Here is a 24,104-nt window from a genome sequence, read left to right on the forward strand (position 1 = left end):
GGCCCTGGTCACCAGCAGGGCCTCCGCGGCTTCCGTCTCGTTGCATGGGGCACCAGGGTCCTCGGAGCGCCGAGGGGCAGCGGCGGTCGGTTGCCGTAGCCCCGCCACCGCCCCTCGAAAGAGCCCTGCGACCAGACCGGGGGCCATCCCGAGGAGCCGGGAAAGTGTCGGTGGCAATCGATATTCTGGATCCCAGACCGGCACTACGAAGGGTTACATGCTCCAGGCCAGCAAGCTGCTCCAGATAAGTCGTATCTACGTCGAACCGGCCGCGGCCGCGCTTCCCAGGGGTCAGGAGATTCTCGCCCGTTGGCCGGATGCCGACGTCGTCGAGGTCGCGAGCCACTGGCGTATTCCAGAGCTGAACGGGGACGAGGCCAACGTGCGCCGCTGGGTGCGCATCAAGACCGAGGCACTCATCATCGGAGTCAAGAAGTCGTTGACCGCGAAGCCCAATGGCCGTTCCGCGGACTTCATCGCGCCCTCGACGGCCAATGGGTGCGCCATGGCTTGCGCCTACTGCTATGTCCCCCGCCACAAGGGCTATAGCAATCCGATCACCGTCTTCGCGAATATCGACCAGATCAGTGGTTACCTCGAGCGGCACGTGGCCCGGCAGGGTATGAAGCTGGAACCCAACCAGTGCGATGACTCGGCGTGGGTCTACGACATCGGGGAGAACAGCGACTGCTCGGTGGATGCGCTCGTCAGCGACAACGTGCAGGACCTGGTGCACCTCTATCGGGATCTGCCTACCGCAAAGCTCTCCTTCGCCACCAAGTACGTGAACAGGGACCTGCTCACCTGGGATCCGCAGGGACGCACGCGCATCCGCTTCTCGCTCATGCCGGAGAAACTCGCTCGCACCGTGGACGTTCGCACCACGCCCGTCGCCGAGCGGATCGCCGCCATCAACGACTTCGTCGAGGCGGGCTACGAAGTCCACGTGAATTTCTCCCCTGTCATCGTCACACCAGGGTGGCAGGAGGACTGGCGGGAGCTTTTCGGGCAGCTCGATGCGGCCCTCTCGCCCGCGGCCAAGCAGCAACTCGCGGCCGAGGTCATCTTCCTGACGCACAACCAGCAGCTCCATGAGATCAACCTGGGCTGGCACCCGCAGGCGGAGGAGATCCTGTGGCGGCCGGACCTGCAGGAGACCAAACGGTCGCAGAACGGTTTCGCCAATGTGCGCTACATCGCCTACGAGAAGCGGGGCTACCTCGACGAGTTCCTCGGTCTGGCAGCTGCAGGTTTGCCCTACTGCCGGATCCGCTACGCCTTCTGATGCTGCGGTACGGCCGCCCTCCGTAACGCCGTGGCGGTTGTAGATTGACGCTGTGGTCTCTCAACTCGCACGCGCACTCACGGCGCTGCTCCTCCTGACCCTCTGCGCCTGCAACATCAATCCGGCTGCATCCTGCGATGCCATCGACGGGCGGAACCTCGCGCCGGAGGACGGCACCCTGATGGGCGTGAACCTCGAGTGGGGCAAGGAGACGCTGGCCGAGTACGCCGACAAGCTGGGTGGGCGCCCGGCGCTGGCGGTGTCCTTCGCCGACTTCCCCTTCTCGACGGAGGACCCCGGGCTCGTCACGGCGGCGGCCGAACAGGTGCGCCAGGAAGGCGGGACGCTCCTCCTGACGCTCGAACCGCACCAGGGGCTGGCGATGGTCACGGATGACCGGGTCGACGAGCTGGCAGCGATGCTCGCGCGCTTCAACACCAACGGCGTCCCGGTCATCGTGCGTTTCGCCCACGAGATGAACGGATCCTGGTATCCCTGGGGTCAGCAGCCGGGCGAGTACGTCGAGGCATTCCGCCGCATGGCCGATGCTGTCCATCGGGCCGCTCCGGGCTCGGCGATGATGTGGGCGCCGAACTATGCGGGTGGATACCCTTTCTCGGGCGGCGTTCATGAAGCCCTGCCGGGGGCGGCCGGTTTCGCCGACCTCGACACCACCGGTGACGGCGTCCTCACAAGCTTCGACGATCCCTACGGTCCCTACTACCCCGGCGACGACGCCGTCGACTGGGTGGGGATGTCGCTGTACCACTGGGGCAGCACCTACCCCTGGGGGGAGAGCGAGATGCCTGAGGAGGGCAAATTCGTCGACCAGCTCACGGGCACCTATGACGGAGAGAACGGTGACGACTCCATGCTGCCGGACTTCTATGCCGACTACGGCGTGGGTCACGGCAAGCCTCTGGCGATTCCCGAGACCGCGGCCCTCGTCACGGACGATATCGGTACCCTGCGGACGCTCAATATCAAGCGTGCGTGGTGGGAGCAGGTCTTCGACCCAGCCGTGCACGAGCGGTTCCCGCAGCTGAAGATGGTGAACTGGTTCGAGTGGAACAAGGTGGAACCCGAGGTGGGGGCCGCCGTGGACTGGACCGTGGCAGAGGATCCGGCCGTCCGCTCCGAATTCACGGCCGCGCTGCCCGACTGGTACCGCTTCGCCGAGGAACCCGACGACTGCGGGGAGCAGCTCTCATGACCGACGATCACCAGCACGACGACACCTGGCACCTCGCGCCCGAGCTGCCCAGGCCCATCATCATGGACCAGTTCTGGGCGGATGCCGTGTTCCTGCACTGGCGCGTCGAGGCGGAAGCGGTGGCGCGCTTCATGCCGCCCGGCGTCGTGCCCGACGAGGTCGACGGCTCGTCATGGGTGGGCCTGATCGGTTTCCGCATGCTCGGTGCAGGCCTCGGTCGGGGCCTGCCGGTTCCCTACTTCGGCTCCTTCACCGAGATCAACGTGCGGCTCTACTCGCGCGGTCCTGATGGTACGCGCGGCGTGGTCTTCGTGACGCTCGATGCCTCCCGTCTGGCCGTGGTGCTCGCCGCGCGCACGGGGGGAATCCCCTACGTGTGGTCGCGGTGCTCACCGGTGACACGCGGCGGCGGCGATCGGCGGGAGTACGGGTACGACGTCGTGCGATTCAGGCGGCAGGCGACGTCCCGTTTCGTGGTCCGGCCGGATACGGCGCGGACGGCGGACGATACGGTGTCGCTGGAACTCACCGCGCGCTTCGGACTGCACAGCACGCTGGCGGGCCGCACCCTGTACATCCCCAACACCCACACGCCCTGGCCGCTCCACCCCGCTACCCTGACCGAGTTCGACGACGGCCTGCTGGGTGCTGCCGGCATCCGCGTCGAGGGTCCGCCGTCGTCGGTCCTGTTCTCACCCGGGGTGCAGACCCAGTTCGGGAAGCCTCGCGTGGTGCGGGAAAGTCCTGGGCAGAAGGACTAGTCGAGCGTGATGCCCGACGGGCGGATGCTCAGCGTCTCGATGGTGGACTCGCGCGTGGCGTCGACCGCGAGCCGCACCGCTTTCGCTACCTGATCCGGCTGGATCCAGGCGTCGGGCACGTAGTCCTTGCCTTCCCAGGCATGCAGTTCCTCCTGCATGTCGGTGGCGACGCGGCCGGGATGGATGGAACTGACCCGCACGCCGTGCGGCCTCTCCTCCTCGCGAAGGGCATCCGTGAGGGCACGCAGCGCGAACTTCGTACCGCTGTAGACGGAGGAGCCGGCGCCGGAGCTGTAGCCCGATCCGCTGTTGATGGCGATGACCTGCCCGCGTGCAGCGCGCAGGGCCGGCAGGAGCGCGCGCGTCAGGGAGGCCACTGCGAAGACGTTGACCTCGAAGCTTTCGCGCCAGGCTGCATCGGACAGGTCCGCGACCGTGCCCATCCGCAGGATCCCCGCCGAGTGGACGAGCACGTCGAGCCGGGGGATCCCGGCGACCGCGGCCGCCACCTGGCCCGCGTCACGCAGCTCGGCAGCGAACGGCTCGGCAGAGGGGAACGACGACGACAGGTCCGCCAGGGCGGCCTGGTCCCGGCCCCCGAGCAGCAGGTGGTGTGTTGCACCTAGTTCGGCCGCGATGGCACGGCCGATGCCGCGTGAGGCACCGGTGATGAGGGCGACGGGGTTGGCGGACATGGTGCCACCCTAGCAACGCCTCCCCGACCACCGGTCTGGAAGACCGACCCGATCCGTCCAGCAGTAGCGGACCGTTGACTTGTGTTGCATGCATCACACACAATCGCATGACAACAGAAGTTGACTGGGGGGCAACTCGACGGCTGGAAGGAACCGGATGACAGGGACAGAGCTGACAGAGGAGGAGGTCCTCACGGCAGCAGCGGGTGTCGTCGCGGCCTTCGGCGCAACGCGGACCCGCGCCTACTTCGACTGCTTTGCCGAGGACGCGACCTTCGTGTTCCACACCGAGGCGCGGCGGCTCGGCAGCCGGGCGGACTACGAGCAGCTGTGGGCAGGGTGGCTCGACGACGGTTGGCAGGTGACCGCGTGCGTCAGCAGCAATCAACGGGTTCAGCTGATGGGGCCCGTGGCCGTCTTCACCCACGACGTACAGACCACCACCTCCACCGGAGGGGTCCCCGAGACGACGCAGGAGCGGGAGACCATCGTCTTCCGTCGTCTCCCCACCGGCATCCTGGCTGTCCATGAGCACCTCAGCCCCACCCCCGACGACTCCCCGGAAGAGAGTGCACCATGACCACGACCCCCTCCGCCTATCGGCGCCTGGCACAGCACCTCGACCAGCACTCCGATGGCTATGGCCCGTTGCGGGGCACACTCGGACCGGCGCGCATGGGGATGATCTGGCTCGCGGCGAACCTGGTGGTCACCACGCTGCTGACGGGGACTCTCTTCGTCCCCGGCATCGACTGGGGTCTCGCGATCGCCATGATCGTCCTCGGGACGCTGCTCGGCGGCTCCGTGCTGGTGCTGGTCGGCAACATGGGCACGCGAACCGGACTGCCCACCATGTCGCTCACCAAGGGCTCGTTCGGGCTGCGCGGGTCCTTTCTCCCGGTGGCCGCGAACGTCGTGACGCTCATGGGCTGGAGCTGGGTGCAGGCGATGCTCGCCGGTGTCACCGTGAACTTCCTGGTGGAGCAGGCCACCGGCTTCTCGAGCCCCGTCCTGTTCTCCGTGCTGTGCCAGCTGCTCGTGGTGTGCCTTGCGATCTTCGGGCATTCGGGCATCGCGCGGGTCGAGCCGTGGCTTGCCCTCGTGATCCTCGCCTTCATGGCCTACATCTTCGCAACGGCCTTCCTCGCGCACAGCCCCGCCGATTTCGCAGGGATCCCGCAGGATGCCGAGGCAGGCTGGACGCCCGTCGCCGCGCTCGACGTCGTCATCGCGACCGCGATCTCGTGGACCGTCCTGTCCGCCGAGTTCAACCGGCTCGCGCGGACGCAGGCTGCAGGAATGGTCGGTAGCGGTGTGGGATACGCGCTGTCCACGGTGCTCGCGATGACCCTCGGCGCCACGGCCATCGGCTACGTGGTGCTCGAAGGCGGTGAGGCTCTGGCCTTCGACCCCACGGTGATCGTCGCGGCGTTCGGTGTGCCGCTCGCCGTCGTGATCTTCCTGTCCGTCATGGCCACCAACACCATGGTGGTCTACGGCATGGTCGCGTCCGTGGTGAACATGGCGCCCTCGCGCAGGGTCACCTTCCTACCGACGGCGATCGTCCTCGGGGCGATCTCGATCCTCGGCTCCACGTGGCTCGCGCTCCTCAACCAGTTCACCGCGTTCCTCGTGGTCATCGGCTCGCTGTTCATCCCGGTCTTCGCCATCATGATCGTCGACTACTACCTGGTGAGGTCGCGCCACTACGGGCGGGACATCCTGCAGGGCAAGGGCGGCGAGTACTGGTACAGCGGGGGCGTCAACATCGCGGCAGTCCTGGTCTGGCTGATCGGTGCGGGCGGATCCCTGCTCCTGACCTACGTGGTCCCGAGCCCGATCGGAGCCACCATCCCCACCTTCATCCTGTCCGCGCTGCTCTATCTGGGCTGGGCGGCGGCTGCCGGGCGGATCGACCGCTCGAAGCGACCCCACGTCCACCTCCTCGACCTGCCGGATACACAGAGGGCTCATGCGGATCGTTGATCTGACCCAGCCGATCCGCACCGGGATGCAGGTCTACCCCGGTGATCCCGAGGTCCTGGTGACCACCGTTGCGACCGTCGCCGAGGACGGCTACCAGGTCGCGTCGCTCCACCTCGGATCCCACACGGGCACCCACGTCGACGCGCCCCTCCACTCCGTGGTGACGGGACAGTCCGTCGACGACCTCGATCTCGCACGGCTCGTGGGGACGGCGCTCATCGTGGAGTGCTCCGGGCTGGAACAACGGGCGGTGATCGGGTGGAACGCCGTACGGGAGCGGATGGACGACGTCGCAGGCATCGCCATGGTGCTGTTCCGGACGGGCTGGTCCGAGCACTTCGGGACACCGCGGTACCTCGACCACCCGGTGCTTGCCGCCGAGGTGGCCGAGGGGCTGCTGGCGGCCGGAATCACCGTCGTCGGCACGGACACCCTGAATCCTGATTCGACCCTGCACAACGATGGCGTCCTGCCGTTCCACGCTCTCTTCCAGGGCGCGGGCGGGTTGATCCTCGAGAACCTGACGAACCTCGCAGCCGTGGATTGGGCGCGACCGCTGGTCTCGGTGCTCCCACTCGCCCTGGCCGGCGCGGACGGCTCGCCCGTCCGCGCCGTAGCGATCGACACCACCGGCTAGCCGGCCGGCGATCGACTCCGCCGGCCGGCGTCCTGCGGTTGTGGCGCGGCGAAGGATCAGTCGGCGGTCGAGAGGATCTCGATCTCATCGGCGGAGAGCTGGAGGTCCGAGGCCTGCGCCGAGTCCTGGATGCTCTCGGGACGCGAGGCACCCGGGATCGGGATGACGGTCGGGGCGAGTGCCAGTTCCCAGGCCAGACACACCTGCTGCGGGCTCACGCCGTGCTTGTCGGCGATCTGCTGGAAGGCGGTGAAGTGCTCTCCGAGCCCGCCTGCCTTCTGGATGCCGCCGAGGGGACTCCAGGGCAGGAATGCGATGCCGTTCTCACCGCAGTACCGCAGCTCGTCCTCGCTGGACCGGAAGGCGGGGGAGAACTGGTTCTGCACGGAGACCAGCCTGCCGTCCAGGACCTGGTTGGCCTTGCGGATCTGGTCCACGGTGGCGTTCGAGATACCCGCCATGCGGATCACGCCCTCGTCCAGCAGGTCCTTGAGGGCACCGATGGAGTCCTCGTAAGGAACCTCGGTGTCCGGGCGGTGGTACTGGTAGAGGTCGATCGCGTCGCCCCCGAGCCGCTTGAGCGATGCCTTCGCGGCTTCCTTCAGATAATCGGGGTGGCCGTTCTGTGTCCACGAACCATCACCGGGGCGCAGGTGGCCGCCCTTGGTGGCGACGAGGATGCCGGTCGCATCCGAGCCGTAGCTCGCGAGGGCCTTGGCGATGAGCGTCTCGTTGTGGCCCACCTCGTTCGCGTCGCGGTGGTAGGCGTCCGCTGTGTCTATCAGGGTGACGCCTGCTTCGAGCGCTGCGTGGATGGTGCGGATGGATCGCTCCTCGTCAGGACGACCCTCGATGGACATGGGCATGCCACCGAGGCCGATGGCGCTGACGTGGGTTCCGCCGAGTGAGCGTTGCTGCATTGTCGTTCTCCTTTGGATAGACGTGCTGCCCACATGGTAAGCAGGCTTCAGGAGGCGGTGCCAACGGTGACAGGGCCCTCGTCGAGGGTGAAGATCCGTCGAACCACGCGGCCTTCGGCGAGCGCATCGAGGCTCTCGTTGAGGTCGGCCAGGGGCCGGCTGTCGGTGTGGAGCAGTTCGACGGGCAGGAGTCCCTGCCGCCAGAGGTCGAGGTATGCAGGGATGTCGCGCTCGGGTACGGCATCACCCATGTAGGACCCGAGCAATCGGCGCCCCATGCCGGCGAACTGCAGCGCCTGCGTCGAGATCTCCTGGTTTGGGTGCGGTAGGCCGACGGACACCAGGGCCCCACCGCGGGCCAGCAGTTGCAGGCCCGCCTCCATGACGCGCGCGCTGCCCACGGCTTCGATGACCACGTCCGCCCCTCCGTCCGTCGACTGCCGCACCAGGTCGGCGGCGTCGTCGGGAGAGCCGGCATGCTGCGCGCCGCACCGGAGGCCGAGTTCCTGCTTGGACGGCAGGGGATCGATCGCGATCACCGTTGTGCCGGCCACCTGGGCCGCGGCCATGACGGACATCAGCCCGACGGCGCCCAGCCCGAAGACGACGACGGACTGGCCCTCCGTGACGGCGGCCGTGTTCAGGACGGCGCCAATACCCGTGAGGGCCGCGCAGCCGAACATCGCTGCGATGTCGAAGGGGACGTCGTCGTCGATCACGACCACCGACTCCCGTGCCACGACGGCGTACTCGGCGAACGCGGAGACGCCGAGGTGGTGATTGATGCGCTCGCCGTCGACAGTTCTCAGCAGGGCCGGACCGTGCAGCAGGTCACCGCTCCCGTTGGCCTCCGCACCGCGGTAGCAGAGTGCCGGCCGGCCCGAGGAGCATGCGCGGCAGGAGCCGCAAGCCGGAACGAACACGAGGACCACGTGGTCGCCTGTCCGGACGTCGCTGACGCCGTCGCCCACGCGCTCGACGACGCCGGTCGCCTCATGGCCGAGGGCCATGGGGAGCGGCCGGACCCTCGAGCCGTTGATGACCGACAGGTCCGAGTGGCAGAGGCTGGCCCGGGCTATGCGGACCAGCACCTCGCCCGCCCGGGGCTCCGGCACGGGAACCATTTCCAGGGAGAGGGGGTTGCTCCCTGCGTAGGGAACAGGCAGGTCGGCGGCGCGAAGCACTGCAGCGCGCATCATCGGGCTCATGGCATCCCCTCGACGTAAAGGTACGGACTGCGCCAGTCTAGGGGTGGGCCGGTACCGTTGCGAGCACGACCGAAGGCCCGGCACGACTGCACCGCACCGGCACCATCCTCGAGGAGACCCGCAGCATGGAAGTACCGCTCTACGTCTGGACCGGCACGGTGATCGGCATCGTGGGCCTGCTCGTGTTCGACTTCTTCTTCCATGTGCGCAAGGCCCACACGCCCAGCCTCCGCGAGTCCGCGATCTGGTCCTCGATCTACGTGGGCATCGCGCTCCTCTTCGGAGTGGGCGTGCTGATCTTCGGCGGCCCCACCATGGGTACCGAGTACTTCGCCGGCTACGTGACGGAGAAGGCGCTGTCCGTGGACAACCTCTTCGTCTTCCTCATCATCATGTCGAGTTTCAAGGTGCCCCGGGCGGACCAGCAGAAGGTGCTCCTGTTCGGCATCGTCTTCTCGCTGATCGCCCGCACCGGCTTCATCTTCCTGGGGGCCGCGCTGATCAACAGCTTCGCCTGGGTGTTCTACATCTTCGGTCTGATCCTGCTCATCACGGCAGGGAACCTGTTGAAGCCCAGCTCACACGACGACGACAGCGAGAGCGTCATCATCCGGCTCGCGAAACGCTTCCTGCCGGCATCGGAGCACTACGACGGCGACAAGCTCTTCACCATGGAGGACGGCAAGCGCGTCCTCACACCGATGCTGCTCGTCATGGTGGCCATCGGTGCCACCGATATCCTCTTCGCCCTCGACTCCATCCCGGCCATCTTCGGCCTGACCCAGAACACCTTCATCGTCTTCACCGCGACGGCTTTCTCGCTCATGGGACTGCGGCAGCTGTTCTTCCTCATCGACGGGCTGCTGGACCGCCTCATCTACCTCTCCTACGGCCTGGCGGTGATCCTCGGCTTCATCGGCGTGAAGCTCATCCTCCACGCCCTGCACGAGAACAACCTGCCGTTCATCAACAACGGCGAGCACGTGAGCGTCGTCGAGATCAGCACCGGCCTCTCGCTGAGCGTGATCCTCGGCGTGCTCGTCGTGACAGTCCTGGCGTCGGTCCTCAGCCCCAAGGGCAGGGCGAAGAACGCCATCTCGGGTGCCAAACGCCACGCCGCCGAATACCTCGACCTCAACTACGAGACCGACATCACCGAGCGCGAGAAGATCTACGCCAGGCTGTGCGCCGAGGAACAGGACCTCAGGAAGCTCCCCGAGAAGTTCAAGCGGCTCATCCGCAACGAGACCGAGTTCATGGAGATGATCCGGAAGGCGCACGAGGAGCACGACGCCGCCCTGGAGCGTGAGCCGGGCAGGTAGGGCTACTGCCGCTCGCGGGAAACGATCCGGCCGATGATCCCGCTGTCCAGGACCTCGCGCAGCAGCTCCAATGGTGCGCCGGGCGGGAGCGGAATGCCGGGCCGGCCGGACAGGGAGCTGACATCCAGCCCGGTGAGGAGCATCGAGCCGAACGTGTCCGGCGAGTGGGGGCCCACGAGGTCGTCCACCTCGACCAGGATGGGCCCGTCGTCGAGCCAGTCCAGGTCGCCGGCCATCTCCCCGGTCATGACGTCGATCGCGCCGTCCAGCACGGCGTCGTAGGAAGGCTGTTCGGAGTTCGACGTCCATGAGTAGGGGGCGCGGCAGAACCCGGCCTCGTCGGCCGGGCAGGCACCGTCGATCAGTCCGTTGACGGCCCGGGAGACGAGGTCGGCGTCCTCGCGGCCCACGCCGTAGAGACCGTGGAGGTAGGCGTCTACCTCGAAGTAGCCGGTGCAGCCGCCCATGCTGCAGTAGCGCGTCCAGGTCTCATAGGCGGAGAACCCGGCGAACGTCATCGCGGTCAGGGTGTCGTCATTCTGCATCGTGCTGAACTCCTCGTCGCGGCTCCCGGCTGAACCTGTATCGATCCTCTCCCGCGGACCTCAACCGAACCGGCGGTACGCCCTCAGTTTTGACGCAGGGTCGTGCCGCTGTCTCAAGGCAGTGCGAGGAAAGAAGGGGGATTCAGGACATCTCCCCGCCTGGGCAGCATGGGCGGGCATCTGCAGGTCATTGCGTGAGCTTCAGCCCGATCACGCCGCCGACGATCATCAGGACGAACACGATCTTGAGCAGGGAGGCCGGCTCGGTGCCCGTGACCATCGCGTAGATGACGGTGAGGGATGCTCCGATGCCCACCCAGACGGCGTAGGCCGTGCCGACGGGCAGGGTGCGCATCGCATAGGCCAGGCCCGCCATGCTGGCGACGATGGCCACGGCGAACACGAGCGTCGGTCCCGGCTTGCTGAAGCCCTCGGACCTACCGAGGGCGGTCGCCCAGACCGCTTCGAGGACGCCGGAGACTACGAGGACGAGCCAGGCCATGATGCACTCCCACGGGCCGTCTTGTCGCACACCGGGTACGGCACCCATCGTCCGGGAAGCGGGTCGCCCCCGCCTCGGCTTCCATGGTGCCACGCGCAGGTGATACCCGCCCGCCAGTCCTAGCCGACGGAGACCCGGCCGCCGTCGACCTGCCAGCGCTCGTCCAGGCGGACGTTCTCGAGCAACCTGCGGTCATGCGTGACGAGGAGCAGGGCGCCCGTGTAGGACTCGAGCGCATCCTCGAGCTGCTCGATCGCGGGGAGGTCCAGGTGGTTGGTCGGCTCGTCGAGGACGAGGAGGTTCACGCCGCGGGCCTGGAGCAGGGCCAGCCCGGCGCGGGTGCGCTCCCCGGGCGAGAGGGAACCGACGACGGCGCGCACCTGGTCCGCCTTCAGCCCGAACTTCGCGAGGAGGGTCCGCACCTCGCCCTGCGTCAGTTCGGGGACCAGCGCTTCGAAGGCCGTGCCGAGCGGCAGGGTCTCATCGAGTTGACCGCGTGCCTGGTCGATCTCGCCGACCGCGACGCTGGAACCGAGGGCGGCAGCGCCGTCGTCGGGCTGCTGGTGACCGAGCAGCAGCCGCAGCAGGGTCGATTTCCCGGCGCCGTTGGGTCCGGTGATCCCGATGCGCTCGCCTGCGTTGACCTGCAGCGAGACCGGCCCGAGCGTGAACGTGCCCTGCGTCGCGGACGCGTTGTTGAGGGTGGCGACGACGGAGCTGGAGCGCGTCGCCGAGCCGATGGTGAACTGGAGCTGCCACTCCTTGCGCGGCTCCTCCACCTCGTCCATCCGGGCGATGCGCGATTCCATCTGGCGCACCTTCTGCGCCTGCTTCTCGGAGGACTCGGCACTGGCCTTCCGGCGGATCTTGTCGTTGTCGGGGCTCTTCTTCATCGCGTTTCGCACACCCTGCGAGCTCCACTCGCGCTGCGTGCGGGCACGTCCCACCAGGTCCTGCTTCTTCTCCGCATACTCCTCGTACGCCTCGCGGGCGTGGCGCCGTGCCACCGCGCGCTCCTCGAGGAAGGCGTCATAGCCGCCGTCGTACACGGCCACCCTGTTCTGGGCGAAATCCAGTTCGACGACGGTGGTGACGCACCGCGCCAGGAACTCGCGGTCGTGGGAGACGAGGACCACGCCTCCGCGCAGGTTCTGGATGAACGCCTCGAGGCGCTCGAGACCCTCGAGGTCGAGGTCGTTGGTGGGCTCGTCGAGGAGGACGATGTCGAAGCGGCTGAGCAACAGGGCCGCGAGGGCGACACGGGCGAGCTGTCCGCCGGACAGGGCGGTGGTCGGGGTTGCGGGGTCCAGGGCGCCGGCGACGTCGGCCAGAACGGCCGGCATCCTGTCGTCGAGGTCCACGGCGCCGGAGGACATCCAGTGGTCCAGCGCTACCGCGTAAACGTCGTCGGCGCCTTTCTCACCGCTGCCGAGGGCAGCCGCAGCGTCCTCCATGGCGGAGGTCGCCGCCGTCGTGCCGGTCCGGCGGCCGATGTAGGCGGCGACGGTCTCGCCCTCGAGCCGCTCGTGTTCCTGCGGGAGCCAGCCCACGAAGGCGTCGGGCGGCGTGGTGCGGACGGTCCCTGCCAGCGGTGTGTCCGCTCCGGCGAGCAGGCGCAGGAGCGTGGTCTTTCCGGCACCGTTAGCCCCGACCACCCCGACGACGTCGCCTGGTGCGACGGTGAGGTCCAGCTTCGAGAAGAGGGTTCGGTGGGCATGGCCCCCGGACAGGTCCTTCGCCACGAGGGTTGCAGTCATCCCCCCAGTCTAGGAGGGGTGGGATGCAGGCCCGGGGCTCAGGCGCTGATCCGCCAGATGCTGTACTCGTCGAGGTGGAGGAGGGCCCGGTGGCCGGCGAGGTCATCACGGATCCAGACGACGCCGAGGCCGGGAGCGGCATCCTCGACGCAGCCGCGGTAGTGCACCTCGTTCTTGCGGCGCGCCTCGACGACGGTCCCGGCGCTCAGGGCACCGAGATCGAGGATGCGGGCGGTGCTGGGAGTGGCGATTGCGGTCATGGTGCTCCTTGACGGTTCAGGATGCGGCCCGTTGAGACTGGCGAGCCGCTCCCTCCATGATTCGGGAGCGGTGTTGCAGGGATATTTCCGGAAGATTATCTTTCAGGAGCCCGGTCGCACTGTTACCCAGCGTTTACATAGGGGACAGCACGGCACCCTGATCGTTGCCTAAGCTACTCGAATGAGCCGACCCACCGAGCCCGACCACGCATACCTGCAGTCGATCGACGAGCGCACGCGGAGGCTGCTCGCAGAAGCGGTGCCGGATCCCTCGCCCTTCGGCGGGGCCTCCCCGGACCTGTCCGACGACGTCGAGCAGGGTGTGGAGGCTGTCGCGGAGCGCCTTCGCCACGTGGTCCAGTCCCTGCACGCACACCCGGAAACGGCGTACAGGGAGCACCGGAGCGTGATGCTGCTGCATCAGGAACTCACACGCCAGGGCCTCGATGCGACACTCGGCGTCCACGGCGTCGAGACGTCGGTGCGGGCGGAGATCGGCAGCGCGGACCGGGGTCCCACCATCGCGATCCTCGCGGAGTACGATGCCCTCCCGGAGATCGGTCATGCGTGCGGGCACAACGTCATCGCGGCGGCCGGGCTGGGTGCCTTCCTGGCCCTGGCTTCCGTAGCCGATCGGCTACCGGGGCGCGTCGTGTTCCTCGGGACCCCCGCCGAGGAGGGCCACTCCGGCAAGGAGGTCATGGCGCGAAACGGTGCCTTCGACGGTATCGACGCCGCGATCATGGTGCACCCCTACGGTTACGACCTCGCGGACCAGGTCTGGCTCGGCCGGCGGCTGCTCACCATCACGTTCACCGGTGTGGAGGCGCACGCGTCCGCGCAACCCTTCATGGGCCGGAACGCGCTCGACGCCGCGAACCTCGCCTACCAGGGCATCGGCCTGCTGCGACAGCAACTGCCGCCGTCGGACCGGGTGCACACGAATATCTCCGAGGGCGGCGAGAGCCCCAACATCATCCCCGGCCGCGCTGTCCTCAAGCTCTACGCCCGCTCGCAGCAGCCCGCGACCCTGCGGGACCTCAGCGCCCGCCTCGAGGACGTGGCACACGGAGCCGCCCTCATGACGGGCACCGGCGTGGAACTGCTGTGGGACGAGCATCCGCCGTCGCTCCCGATCCGCACCAACAGTGCACTCACCGGCCGGTGGGTCGCCGCCCAGCAGCGGCGTGGGCGCTCACCACTCCCGCTCGGCGTCGTCTCGGAGACCCTCGCCGCGTCGACGGATTTCGGTAACGTCAGTTACCGGATCCCCGGCATGCACCCGCTGATCCGCGTGGCCGAACCGTCCACGGCCCTGCACACGCGCGGGTTCGCTGAAGCGGCTCGGAGTGGGGCCGCCGAGCAGGGAGCGCTGGACGGCGCCGTCGGGCTGGCGCTCACCGCGCTCGACTACCTGTCCGACGGATCCCTCCGCACCGCCGTCCACGAGGAATTCGAGGCGCAGGGCGGCGCGATCGACGTGCCGTCCTACTTCGCCTGACACTGCACGATCAGCCACTCCACGATCAGCACCCCACGCAGAATTCGCAGCATCGACCGCCCAGGAGAACGCATGTCATCCACAGCAGCAACACGCCCGGGACTGGCGGACCGGTTCCTCACCGGAGTGGAGCGGGTCGGCAACAAGCTGCCCGATCCCTTCATGCTCTTCCTGATCCTCTTCGGCATCACCGCCGTGGTCACCACGGGCATGGCGCTCGCCGACGTGACCGTCCAGGTACCCGGTGCGGAGGAATCGACGGTCATCAAGGGCCTCTTCACGGGAGAGGGCCTGACCTGGCTCACCGAGAACCTAGGGGCCAACTACCTCGGCTTCCCGCCGCTGGCCACGGTGCTCCCCATCCTGCTCGCCGTCGGCGTGGCCGAGAAGTCCGGGCTGCTCGGGGCGCTGATCCGTCGTGTCTTCGGTTCGGCTCCGCGCTGGGCCCTGCCCTACGCCGTGGGCTTCGTCGGCGTCGTCGGATCCGTCATGTCCGACTCCGCGTTCGTCATCATCCCGCCGCTCGCGGCACTCGTCTTCAAGGCTGCCGGCCGCCACCCGGTCGCGGGCCTCCTCGGCGGCTTCGCGGCCGCCGGAGCCGGGTACTCCACCAACCTGCTGGTCACCAGCCTCGACGCCCTGTTCGCCGGCATCACGACGGCGGTCACGGAGAATCTCCCCAACCCGGGGTCGCCGGTGACGCCGCTGTCCAACTACTACTTCAACATCGCGTCCTCGGTGGTCCTGATCCTCATTGCCGGGTTCATCATCGACAAGGTCCTCGAGCCCCGCCTCTCCCGGCAGAACGTGCCGGTCGACGAACTCGCCGAGGACGGCGAGCACGCGTCCGCGCCCGTGGTCCTCAAGGCCGAACTGGAGCCCCAGGAGGCCCGTGCCCTGAGGTGGTCCATGATCGTCGGCGCCGCCGTCGCGCTGGCGGTCCTGGTCGCAGTGATCATCCCGGACTCGCCCTGGCGCAACGAGGCCGGCGGGTTCCTGCCGCGCTCGCCGCTCCTCAGCTCGATCGTCTTCATCGTGTTCCTGCTCTTCACCATCCCCGGCCTCGTCTACGGGCGGATCGTCGGTACCATCACCACGGGCCGGGATGTACCGCGCGTCATGGGAGAGGCCATCAGGGACATGGCGGGTTTCCTGGTGCTGGCGTTCATCCTCGGCCAGTTCATCGCCCTGTTCAACTGGTCCGGCATCGGGTCCTGGATCGCCGTCGCGGGCGCATCGGGACTCGAGGCCATCGGGTTGACGGGCTACCCGGCGGTCATCGCCTTCATCCTGCTCGCCTCGGTGCTGAACCTCTTCATCATCTCGGGCTCATCGATGTGGACGCTCATGGCATCGGTGTTCGTCCCGCTGTTCGCGCTGCTCGGCTACGAGCCGGCCTTCATCCAGGGCGCATTCCGCGTCGGCGATTCTGCCACGCAGGTCATCACCCCGCTGAACCCCTACATGATCGTGCTCCTCACCATGCTGCGGAAGTACGAGCCGGAAGCCGGCCTCGGGACGCTCATGGCACGCATGCTGCCCTTCGTGGTGCCGTTCTGGCTCGCGTGGGTAGCCATCCTGACGGTGTTCTTCTACCTCGACCTGCCACTGGGCCCGGGCAACGGCATCTTCATCCAGCAGTAGGGGGACTTCGATGCGATCCTTGAACGAAGAAGGGAACCGCGACGACGATGGACGGGGGAGACGTGGACCGTGACGGGCACGGCGACCAGAATGTACGGCGGCCTGCACCGACGGGGTCCGTCGGACTCCGGTGGCACCTGAGGGTGGCCCTGGCCCTCGGTGTCGTCGTCCTCGCCGCCTCGATAGCGTTCGTCCTCGTCTATGCCACTGATCTGTCCTGGCCGTTGGCCCTCCTCATCAGCGCCGCACTCGCCGGCGCCCAGGTGTACGCGATTCGGCGCAGCCTGTTCAGGGGTGGCGGGCACGACGCCGACGCCGGCTCCTGACCACCTGCGGGGCGGTCGGCGTGGAATAGGTGCCCGGCGGCTCCGGTTATGCGGATCGAAGCACCACCTGCACTCTGCCGATCGGAAGGACCCCCGTGACCACGGTCTACGCCCTGCATGAGAACCCTGAATGGTTCCCGCCCTTCGCCCGCGCCTTCGAGGCCGAAGGCGTCGAAGTGGTCGAATGGCTGCTCACGGATGGTGTCCTGGACCTCGATTCCGTCCCGCCGGAGGGCATCTTCTGGTCCCGGATCAGCGCCTCGGCCCACACCCGGGACCATGGCCTGTCCAAGGACTACGCCCGCTCCGTCCTGTCCTGGCTCGAGGCCCATGGGCGCCGGACGGTCAACGGCCGGCGCGTGCTCGAGCTCGAGATGAGCAAGGTGGACCAGTTGACCGCGCTGAAGGCCGCCGGTATCGACACTCCCCGGACGGTCGCCGCCGTGGGCCGGGACCGGATCCTCGAAGCCGCGCAGGGCTTCGATGTCCCCTTCATCATCAAGCACAACCAGGGCGGCAAGGGCCTCGGCGTCCGGAAGTTCGACTCGCACGAGGAGCTGGCCGCGTACGTGGCCTCGAACGAGTTCGAGGAGCCGCAGGACGGCATCACCCTGGTGCAGGAGTTCATCCAGGCTGCCGAGCCCTTCATCACCCGGGCGGAGATCGTGGGCGGCAGGTTCGTCTACGCGATCAAGGCGGACACGGCCCGCGGCGGGTTCCAGCTGTGCCCGGCGGATGCGTGCGCCATCGACCCCGAGACGGGCAGGCCCATCATGCCGCCCGGCGCCACCATCGCCCCCGAGCCCGGACAGCAGCTCTTCAGCCTCCGCGAGGGTTTCGACCACCCGGTCATCGCCTCGTTCGAGGAGTTCGCGCGGCGCAACCAGCTCGAGGTCTGCGGCATCGAGTTCATCGAGACCGCCGACGGCCGCGTGCTGACCTACGACGTCAACACCAACACGAACTACAACGCGGCAGTGGAAGCAGTGGCCCCGACCTCTGCTCCGCGTGAGCTGGTCAGGTACCTCGCGACCCTGGGCTGACAGGTGCGCTGCTCCGGCGCGGATTCCGGGCGGGCAGGGGACCGACGACGGGTCGGGCCGTCCGCCTGCGTTCATCGGGAGGCCAACCGGCGTCGGCCTCCTGCTCATGTCCGCTTCCTAGCGTGGTGCCGTCCCTGCACCTCGAAGGAAGCTGAACACCCATGCCCGTCGCACGCCCCCTCGCCGCCATCCTCGCCGCCATCGCGCTCGCCCTGCCCGCCACTCTCGTCGCCGCACTGCCGGCGTCGGCCGCCCCGGCCCATGACAACACCCTGCTCGGGACCCCGCAGGCGGCGGCCCATGCGCACAACGACTACGAGCAGGACCGCCCGCTGTACGACGCGCTCGCGCACGGATTCACGAGCGTCGAGGCCGACGTCTGGCTCGTCGACGGCGAGCTCCTGGTGGCCCATGATCTCGAGGACGTGAGGCCCGGCGTGACACTCGAAAGCCTGTACCTCGATCCGCTCGACGACCTCGTCAGCGGCAGGGCGGGCAGCGTCTATTCGGGCTGGGAAGGCGGGTTCCAGCTCCTCGTGGACATCAAGGGCGACGCCGAACAGACGTGGGCCGCCATCGAGGCCGAGCTCGGCGAGCACCGAAGCATGCTCAGCCGCTTCTCCAACGGCAAGGTTCTGCAGGGTGCCGTGAGCGTGGTTGTCAGCGGAAACCGCCCCCTGGCCACGATGGAGGCTGATCGGCAGCGCCTGAGCTTCTATGACGGCCGCGCGACGGATCTCGGCTCGGCCCTGCCATCCAGCCTCATGCCCCTGGTCAGCAACAACTGGACGCAGCTGTTCACCTGGCTGGGTGTCGGGGAGATGCCTCCGGCTGAACGGACGAAGCTGCGGGACTATGTCGCCACAGCCCACCAGCAGGGAGCACGCGTGAGGTTCTGGGCCACCCCCGACCTCCCCGGCGCCGCCCGCGAGGCAGTCTGGGCGGAACTCGACGACGCGGGTGTCGACCACATCAACACAGATGACCTTCCGGCGCTCGAGGCATTCCTCACCGCCCGCGGCTGAGCCGGGGCGAGGCGAAACGCCGATCGGGCGCCAGGGATCTCCCTGCGCCAGCCCGATCCCGGCTCATCACGAACGACGGCGGCTCGTACCGAACGACGACGGCCCGTACCAAACGACGACGGCGCCTCCGCCGAGTGCGGAGGCGCCGTCGTCGAGCCTGGCGAAGGACCTACGGCGTGACGGGGATGGTGCCCGCGTAGTCCGTGCTGTAGCCGGTGACCGGTGCGTGGGGGATGTCCTCCCACACCTCGGGATCCGTCTGCTGCACCTCGCCACTGGCGAGGCCGCCGAGCAGCGTCCGCATGGCCAGGATGTTCTGCTGGATGCTCTTCCCCCGTGCCTTCTGGCCGAGTGACCCGTCGCTGGTGTTGCCGGAGGTCTCGAAGAACACCACGGGATTCGAGTGGCCCTCGGGGTTGAGGTTCTGGTGGTTCAACCCCAGCATCATGGCGGAAACGACCCCGCCCTTGATGTCGATCTCCAGGCTGTTGCCCACCTGGTACCGATCCATCGTGATGAAGCCGGTGCCCTTCAGCTCCTCGTACACGTACCCGTGCATCTGGCGGGTGAGGACGTCGTATGCGCCACCCTTGAGGGTGGGCAGTGTCGGTCCACCCGGAGCGAGGGAGATGCCGAGGGACAGGGTGACGTCGTCGCCCGTGCCGTACTGCTGCTTGAGACCCTGGTGGTGGATGTCGATGCCGTACTCAGGATCCACCATGGTCCAGTACTCGTAGAAGGCGAGCGACTCCCGCGCCTGGAACTTGTCTGCCACCCAGTCGCGGTTGAGGTCCACGATGAGGTCCTGTCCGTTGGCGCCCTTGCGGGGCGCGTTCGCGGCGGTATCCCAGAGGACGGTCTGGCGGATGTTCAGTTCGCTGCCGTCCGGGTTGTACATCGGGATGAAGTGGATGGTGAAGGCGTCCCGGATCTCCTCGTACTCGGGGGAGCCGTTGGTTCCGAGGTCCTTGAGCAGGCTGAGGATGGCTTCGGCGCCGTAGGGCTCGTTCCCGTGGATGCGCCCTTGCACCCAGACGTCCTTCGGTCCGTCACCGACGGTTGCCACGTACAGGTCCCGGCCCTGCTCGCTGGTGTCGACCCCGGTGCCCGCCTCGGCGAGCGTGAAGACGTCCACCCCGTAGCGGGAGGTCTCCTCGATCCTTTCCAGTTCCTTGACGGTGTCGGCGTAGGTGAGGATGCTGGCGGTGCTGGTGTTGCCCTCGGGTGAGGGGAAGTTGCCCTTGGCCTGTGCCGGCCCCGAGGTGAGAAGCGGCAGGCTGATGAGCGCAGCAAGGCCGAGTGCAAGTGTCCGGGTCCGGGCAGCTCTGGGCCGTTCCGGTGCGGTGGTGTTGCTCCTGATCACGAAAGTCCTCCATTGGCGCGTGAGTAGTGGCCGGCCGGCCAGGCAGGGCCACCGCGTCCCCGCTGCGGTTGGCCTTACCCAATGGCTGGTGCGGTTCACGGTACCGTGCGGGAGGGACGATGGACAGGGTGCCGGATATGCTCGAGTGAGTCCGGGTAGCGCCCGTCCCGGCCGGGCCGCCTCTGGGGAGGCGGGGTCGAACCCACGAGAGGATGCAGCGGATGTCGCGATTCACCGAGGACGGCGAGGTCAAGGCCGAGACGCTTCCCAGCACGCTCCAGCGCTCCGACGCGAAGGCGCAGGACACCTTCGCCGCGACCCTCGACGCCGCGGAGGAACAGTACGGCGACGGCGAGCGCGCACGTCGGACCGCATTCGCCTCGCTCAAGCACGGTTTCGAGAAGGTGGGGGACCACTGGGAGCCGAAGGAGTCGAAGGGGCCGTCCGACGATCAGGCGGCAGGCGGAGGCGCCGACGGGCGCCCTACGGCAGGCGGGGTGGACGCGAACGCCAGCAAGAAGCACCTCTACGACCTTGCGAAGAAGCTCGATGTGCCGGGCCGCTCGGCCATGACGAAGGGTGAACTCATCGACGCCCTGCAGAAGGCGAACGACCGTGAGACGCGCAAGGCCCGCGAGTCGTAGCTATTACGTAACGAAAGCTTTTCGTAATTCGCTCGCCTTAGGCTACCCTTACTTCTATCCGTCCCCATGGCCTCGTGCGAGGCCGTCGAAGCCAAGGAGCCTCATGGCCCCCCCACGCCTGCGCGGCCTGATTGCCGCTGCCGCCGTCGCCGTCCTCTCCCTTTCCGCCTGCTCCACCGGCCCCGCCGACAGCGGCACGGCGGCCGGTGGAGGAAGCAGCGCCTCCGCTGATGCGGACGCCTTCCCCGTCACCATCGAGCACGCCTTCGGCGAGACCACCCTCGCCGAGAAGCCCGAGCGCGTGGCCACCGTCTCGTGGGTGAACGCGGATGTGTCCCTTGCCCTCGGCGTCGTGCCCGTCGGGATGCCTGCCGACACCTATGGTGGCAACGAGAACCAGTCGACTCCGTGGAAGGACGCGAAGCTCGAGGAGCTCGGCGCCGCCATCGGGACCGGGAGTGCGCCGGCGCAGTACTCGGAGACGGACGGCATCGCCTTCGACGACATCGCAGCCACGAACCCGGACGTGATCCTTGCCGCCTACTCCGGTCTGTCGCAGGAGGACTACGACACCCTCAGCAAGATCGCGCCGGTCGTCGCCTACCCTGAGGTGGCCTACGGCACGGCCTGGCAGGATTCGACGCGCATCATCGGTGAGGCGCTCGGCCTGTCCGAGGATGCCGAGCAGCTCGTGTCGGAGACGGAGGGGGCGATCGCGGACGCCGCCGCCGAGTATCCGCAGCTCGAGGGCAAGACCTTCATCTACGGCAACCTCGAACCGGCCAGTGCGGACGGCGTGAGCGTGTACACCGCGAACGACAACCGCCCCCGCTTCCTGACCGAGCTCGGCATGGTCCAGGCCGATGTCGTCACCGACAACACCACGGGCTCCGAGGAGTTCTTCATCCCGTGGTCGGCCGAGCGTGCCAATGAACTGGATTCGGACATCTTCGTGACCTGGGTGCCGGACGAGGCCACCAAGGAGGCCATCTCCGCCGATCCGCTGCTCGCGCAGATCCCCGCCGTCTCGAAGGGCGCACTCGTCGCGGACAGTGACAACACGCTGACCCTCTCCATCTCCGCGGCCAATCCGCTGAGCCTGGTGTGGGCGCTGGACCGCTTCCTGCCGATGCTCGGTGAAGCCGCGGACAAGGCCTGACGCCGGATCCTGATTGCCCCCAGGCAGTATCTGGGCTGGAATGGGAAGCGAACCGATCCTCCTCCACCGAAGGGAAGCCGATGTCTCAGGCAGAAATCAACAAGCTCCAGGCGGCTGTCGCCTGGGACAGCAAGGGCAAGAAGCTCGGAGACGTGAACGACGTGCACCTCGAGAAGGAATCGGGTATCCCCGCCTGGGTCACGGTGTCACTGGGTCTGCTGAACTCGCGCAAGCACTACGTGCCCCTGGCGAACTCCCGGTTCGAGGGCGATGACCTGCACCTCGCCTGGACGAAGAGCATAATCACGGACGCGCCCGACGCCGTCAGCAGCGTCGAGCTCTCGCCAGAGGAGGAGTCGGCGCTGATCGACTACTACCGCCTGCGCGACGAAGCGGCGTCCTAGCGCGGATTTCCGCCGCACGGACGAAAGCCCCCATCCGCCGGCCGGCGGGTGGGGGCTTTCGCTTACCAAGAGATCAGAACATGTTGAAGAGGCCGACGATGTTTCCGACGATGAATACCAGCACGAGCAGCACGATCAGCCCGATCATGCCGAGCCACACTCCCTGAAGGCCGCGTGACGGGGTTTCATCGTCGGCATGTCCCTGCTGCCAGGTGGTGCTGGCCTCGCCCGGAGGTGTTTCGCCCGGTGGCACGCCGCCTCCTGGCTCGAGGCCGGTGATGTTGTTTTCGATCGGATCGGGGTTTCCCGCATTCGAGGGATCCGGGCGCTTCTCACTCATACTGTCCTCCACGTGGTTCGCCGTGTAATTCCCTGCAACACTACGCCGGAAATCATAAGTCTGCTTACTGATTCAGGGGCATGCGAGGCCGGCTGCTTTTCGCTACTGACCCAACCCTGCGGTGCTGCCACCGGTCGGATCGAACCGCTCGCCCGATGCGCCGTGCTCCGGGCTGTCCTCGGAGGTGGGAGTCGCCGGGGGAAGGGCGGCCCGCTCTCGGGGCGTCCACGACATCGTGATGCTGACGCCGTCGTGGGTGTCCTCGACGAAGAGGTGGAGGTCCTCGCCGATCAATGCTTCGTCGTGTACCGGGTCGCCTGCCTCCCGCGCCATGTCCGTCAGGCGGCAGATCGCCACGGACATCGCCCGGCCCCAGTCGTGGGGATGCTTGCTCGTCGACTCCTCGGTAGCGGTGAATTTCCTGTCGGTCGTCGCCATTGTCCTACCTGCCGTCAGTGAGGAACTAAGTACCCTTGCCTTCGGGGTGTGAGCCACTGTAACAGTGCGGGCCGCGGGGGAGCACGTGATATTCCGTTAACCATGAGTAACAATTCCCCGCAGCCGAAGGCCGCCGAAGAACGCAGCGCAAGGATCGCCGTGACGCTGTTCCCGTTGCTGATCCTGGCCGGCGGACTCGTGGCCGTCCTCACGCCCGCATCCTTCGCGGGACTCGGTCCACTGGTCAATCCGCTGCTCGGAGTGATCATGTTCGGGATGGGCCTGACCCTTACGCCGGTGGACTTCGCACTGATCGGAAAGCGCCCCATCCCCGTCGTGATCGGGGTGGTGGCGCAGTTCGTGATCATGCCGTCGATCGGGTGGGTCGTCTCGATGGCACTCGGGCTTCCGCCGGCCCTCGCCGCCGGCGTCATCCTCGTGGGGTGCTGCCCCGGCGGGACGGCCTCCAACGTGGTCTCCTACCTCGCGCGCGGCGACGTGGCACTGTCCGTCGCGATGACCTCGGTGTCCACGATCCTCGCCCCGGTGCTGACGCCGCTGCTCACGCTCTGGCTCGCGGGTCAGTACATGCCCGTAGATGCCGCCGCCATCGGCCTGTCCATCCTCCAGATCGTGCTGATCCCGGTCATCGTGGGCCTCGCCGTCCGGTACTTCCTGCCCCGGCTCGTCGCGACCCTCCTCCCCGCGCTCCCCTGGATCTCGGTGGGAGCCATCACGGTGGTGGTGATCGCCGTGGTGTCCGGCAGTGCCGGGATCATCTTCTCGGCCGGGCTCCTCGTCCTTGCCGCGGTGATCCTGCACAACGGCCTCGGCTACGCCCTGGGATACGGTGCCGCGCGTCTGTTCAAGCTTCCCGTCGCGGCGAGGAGGACGACGGCGATAGAGGTCGGCATGCAGAACTCCGGACTGGCCGCGGGCCTGGCCCGGACGTACCTGACGCCGGAGGCGGCCCTGCCCGCGGCCATCTTCTCCGTCTGGCACAACGTCTCCGGGGCTGCCCTGGCCGCGTACTGGCGGCGCCGCGATGCGCGCGCAGCCGCTCCTGCCGTAGCTGTGCAGCGCTGAGCATCCTGCCGGAACGCCGGATCCTTTCCCGATCGACGTC

26 protein-coding genes and 1 riboswitch are annotated in these 24,104 nt (G+C 67.7%); of the genes, 16 read left to right on the forward strand and 10 right to left on the reverse strand.

The window, feature by feature from the left end; all coding sequences use genetic code 11:
* Positions 1 to 217 precede the first annotated feature (217 nt).
* The 3 genes from RCH21_RS04280 to RCH21_RS04290 are packed head-to-tail and all read left to right on the forward strand — an operon-like array spanning position 218 to position 3,259.
* Entirely contained in the window at positions 218 to 1,285 is a 1,068-nt protein-coding gene (locus RCH21_RS04280; protein ID WP_326963339.1) for a spore photoproduct lyase family protein, read from the forward strand.
* A 52-nt stretch (positions 1,286 to 1,337) separates the two neighbouring features.
* Positions 1,338 to 2,498 (forward strand): glycoside hydrolase family 26 protein, encoded by a 1,161-nt coding sequence (locus tag RCH21_RS04285; protein WP_326963340.1) that lies wholly within the window; start codon positions 1,338 to 1,340, stop codon positions 2,496 to 2,498.
* A complete protein-coding gene (locus RCH21_RS04290) occupies positions 2,495 to 3,259 on the forward strand; it encodes a YqjF family protein (RefSeq protein ID WP_326963341.1) in 765 nt (254 codons plus the stop codon). The genes RCH21_RS04285 and RCH21_RS04290 overlap by 4 nt, the downstream gene beginning before the upstream one ends.
* Here RCH21_RS04290 and RCH21_RS04295 read toward each other — a convergent pair.
* On the reverse strand, positions 3,256 to 3,954 hold the full coding sequence (locus RCH21_RS04295; RefSeq protein ID WP_326963342.1) for an SDR family oxidoreductase: 699 nt from the start codon (positions 3,952 to 3,954) through the stop codon (positions 3,256 to 3,258). The genes RCH21_RS04290 and RCH21_RS04295 overlap by 4 nt on opposite strands.
* Positions 3,955 to 4,111: 157 nt before the next feature.
* On the opposite strand from RCH21_RS04295, the gene RCH21_RS04300 reads away from it, so the two are divergent.
* Genes RCH21_RS04300 through RCH21_RS04310 form a run of 3 tightly spaced genes read left to right on the forward strand, consistent with a single transcriptional unit; the run spans position 4,112 to position 6,577 of the window.
* The gene (locus RCH21_RS04300; protein WP_326963343.1) at positions 4,112 to 4,534 is read left to right on the forward strand and encodes a YybH family protein; all 423 of its coding nucleotides are present in this window, start codon (positions 4,112 to 4,114) and stop codon (positions 4,532 to 4,534) included.
* Entirely contained in the window at positions 4,531 to 5,940 is a 1,410-nt protein-coding gene (locus tag RCH21_RS04305; RefSeq protein WP_326963344.1) for a purine-cytosine permease family protein, read from the forward strand. The genes RCH21_RS04300 and RCH21_RS04305 overlap by 4 nt, the downstream gene beginning before the upstream one ends.
* On the forward strand, positions 5,927 to 6,577 hold the full coding sequence (locus tag RCH21_RS04310; protein ID WP_326963345.1) for a cyclase family protein: 651 nt from the start codon (positions 5,927 to 5,929) through the stop codon (positions 6,575 to 6,577). The genes RCH21_RS04305 and RCH21_RS04310 overlap by 14 nt, the downstream gene beginning before the upstream one ends.
* Before the next feature lie 56 nt (positions 6,578 to 6,633).
* Here RCH21_RS04310 and RCH21_RS04315 read toward each other — a convergent pair whose 3' ends face one another.
* The gene (locus RCH21_RS04315) at positions 6,634 to 7,497 is read right to left on the reverse strand and encodes an aldo/keto reductase (protein WP_326963346.1); all 864 of its coding nucleotides are present in this window, start codon (positions 7,495 to 7,497) and stop codon (positions 6,634 to 6,636) included.
* Positions 7,498 to 7,544: 47 nt separating this feature from the next.
* Complete coding sequence (locus RCH21_RS04320; protein WP_326963772.1) at positions 7,545 to 8,693, reverse strand: alcohol dehydrogenase catalytic domain-containing protein; 1,149 nt, start codon at positions 8,691 to 8,693, stop codon at positions 7,545 to 7,547.
* A 137-nt stretch (positions 8,694 to 8,830) separates the two neighbouring features.
* Between RCH21_RS04320 and RCH21_RS04325 the strand changes: the two genes are divergently transcribed.
* Positions 8,831 to 10,027, forward strand: a complete 1,197-nt coding sequence (locus tag RCH21_RS04325) for a TerC family protein (RefSeq protein ID WP_326963347.1) — start codon at positions 8,831 to 8,833, stop codon at positions 10,025 to 10,027.
* Positions 10,028 to 10,029: 2 nt separating this feature from the next.
* Here RCH21_RS04325 and RCH21_RS04330 read toward each other — a convergent pair whose 3' ends face one another.
* From RCH21_RS04330 to RCH21_RS04345, 4 genes are all read right to left on the reverse strand, one after another.
* Entirely contained in the window at positions 10,030 to 10,572 is a 543-nt protein-coding gene (locus RCH21_RS04330; protein WP_326963348.1) for a hypothetical protein, read from the reverse strand.
* A gap of 187 nt (positions 10,573 to 10,759) precedes the next feature.
* Positions 10,760 to 11,074: a DMT family transporter gene (locus RCH21_RS04335; protein WP_326963349.1), complete on the reverse strand. Its 315-nt coding sequence runs from the start codon at positions 11,072 to 11,074 to the stop codon at positions 10,760 to 10,762.
* Between the two features lie 10 nt (positions 11,075 to 11,084).
* A riboswitch (guanidine-III (ykkC-III) riboswitch) is annotated at positions 11,085 to 11,152 on the reverse strand.
* A gap of 41 nt (positions 11,153 to 11,193) precedes the next feature.
* Complete coding sequence (locus tag RCH21_RS04340) at positions 11,194 to 12,831, reverse strand: ABC-F family ATP-binding cassette domain-containing protein (RefSeq protein ID WP_326963350.1); 1,638 nt, start codon at positions 12,829 to 12,831, stop codon at positions 11,194 to 11,196.
* Between the two features lie 38 nt (positions 12,832 to 12,869).
* The gene (locus RCH21_RS04345) at positions 12,870 to 13,091 is read right to left on the reverse strand and encodes a hypothetical protein (protein WP_326963351.1); all 222 of its coding nucleotides are present in this window, start codon (positions 13,089 to 13,091) and stop codon (positions 12,870 to 12,872) included.
* Between the two features lie 181 nt (positions 13,092 to 13,272).
* Here RCH21_RS04345 and RCH21_RS04350 point away from each other — a divergent pair, with 181 nt between their 5' ends.
* From RCH21_RS04350 to RCH21_RS04370, 5 genes are all read left to right on the forward strand, one after another.
* Positions 13,273 to 14,592 (forward strand): M20 family metallopeptidase, encoded by a 1,320-nt coding sequence (locus RCH21_RS04350; RefSeq protein WP_326963352.1) that lies wholly within the window; start codon positions 13,273 to 13,275, stop codon positions 14,590 to 14,592.
* Between the two features lie 72 nt (positions 14,593 to 14,664).
* Positions 14,665 to 16,236, forward strand: a complete 1,572-nt coding sequence (locus tag RCH21_RS04355; RefSeq protein ID WP_326963353.1) for an AbgT family transporter — start codon at positions 14,665 to 14,667, stop codon at positions 16,234 to 16,236.
* Positions 16,237 to 16,283: 47 nt separating this feature from the next.
* A complete protein-coding gene (locus RCH21_RS04360; protein WP_326963354.1) occupies positions 16,284 to 16,562 on the forward strand; it encodes a hypothetical protein in 279 nt (92 codons plus the stop codon).
* A gap of 95 nt (positions 16,563 to 16,657) precedes the next feature.
* Positions 16,658 to 17,605 carry an ATP-grasp domain-containing protein gene (locus RCH21_RS04365; RefSeq protein WP_326963355.1) on the forward strand — a complete coding sequence of 316 codons (948 nt, stop codon included), beginning with the start codon at positions 16,658 to 16,660 and terminating at the stop codon, positions 17,603 to 17,605.
* Positions 17,606 to 17,766: 161 nt separating this feature from the next.
* Positions 17,767 to 18,630: a phosphatidylinositol-specific phospholipase C/glycerophosphodiester phosphodiesterase family protein gene (locus tag RCH21_RS04370; protein ID WP_326963356.1), complete on the forward strand. Its 864-nt coding sequence runs from the start codon at positions 17,767 to 17,769 to the stop codon at positions 18,628 to 18,630.
* A gap of 169 nt (positions 18,631 to 18,799) precedes the next feature.
* Here the strand turns inward: RCH21_RS04370 and RCH21_RS04375 are convergent, their stop codons facing one another.
* Positions 18,800 to 19,993, reverse strand: coding sequence for a M14 family zinc carboxypeptidase (locus tag RCH21_RS04375; RefSeq protein ID WP_326963357.1), 1,194 nt, complete (start codon positions 19,991 to 19,993; stop codon positions 18,800 to 18,802).
* Between the two features lie 221 nt (positions 19,994 to 20,214).
* On the opposite strand from RCH21_RS04375, the gene RCH21_RS04380 reads away from it, so the two are divergent.
* From RCH21_RS04380 to RCH21_RS04390, 3 genes are all read left to right on the forward strand, one after another.
* Positions 20,215 to 20,637, forward strand: a complete 423-nt coding sequence (locus RCH21_RS04380; RefSeq protein ID WP_326963358.1) for a ChaB family protein — start codon at positions 20,215 to 20,217, stop codon at positions 20,635 to 20,637.
* A gap of 103 nt (positions 20,638 to 20,740) precedes the next feature.
* Entirely contained in the window at positions 20,741 to 21,796 is a 1,056-nt protein-coding gene (locus tag RCH21_RS04385) for an iron-siderophore ABC transporter substrate-binding protein (protein WP_326963359.1), read from the forward strand.
* A gap of 80 nt (positions 21,797 to 21,876) precedes the next feature.
* Positions 21,877 to 22,200 (forward strand): PRC-barrel domain-containing protein, encoded by a 324-nt coding sequence (locus RCH21_RS04390; RefSeq protein ID WP_326963360.1) that lies wholly within the window; start codon positions 21,877 to 21,879, stop codon positions 22,198 to 22,200.
* A 73-nt stretch (positions 22,201 to 22,273) separates the two neighbouring features.
* On the opposite strand, the gene RCH21_RS04395 is transcribed toward RCH21_RS04390, so the two are convergent.
* Together RCH21_RS04395 and RCH21_RS04400 are read right to left on the reverse strand one after the other, a co-directional pair.
* On the reverse strand, positions 22,274 to 22,540 hold the full coding sequence (locus RCH21_RS04395; RefSeq protein ID WP_120147464.1) for a DUF6480 family protein: 267 nt from the start codon (positions 22,538 to 22,540) through the stop codon (positions 22,274 to 22,276).
* 102 nt (positions 22,541 to 22,642) lie between these two features.
* Positions 22,643 to 22,978, reverse strand: a complete 336-nt coding sequence (locus RCH21_RS04400) for a hypothetical protein (RefSeq protein WP_326963361.1) — start codon at positions 22,976 to 22,978, stop codon at positions 22,643 to 22,645.
* A gap of 102 nt (positions 22,979 to 23,080) precedes the next feature.
* Between RCH21_RS04400 and RCH21_RS04405 the strand changes: the two genes are divergently transcribed.
* Positions 23,081 to 24,064 (forward strand): bile acid:sodium symporter family protein, encoded by a 984-nt coding sequence (locus tag RCH21_RS04405; RefSeq protein ID WP_120147462.1) that lies wholly within the window; start codon positions 23,081 to 23,083, stop codon positions 24,062 to 24,064.
* Positions 24,065 to 24,104 lie beyond the last annotated feature (40 nt).

Source organism: Arthrobacter sp. PL16, from assembly GCF_035985055.1.
Lineage (GTDB): Bacteria > Actinomycetota > Actinomycetes > Actinomycetales > Micrococcaceae > Arthrobacter_D > Arthrobacter_D cheniae.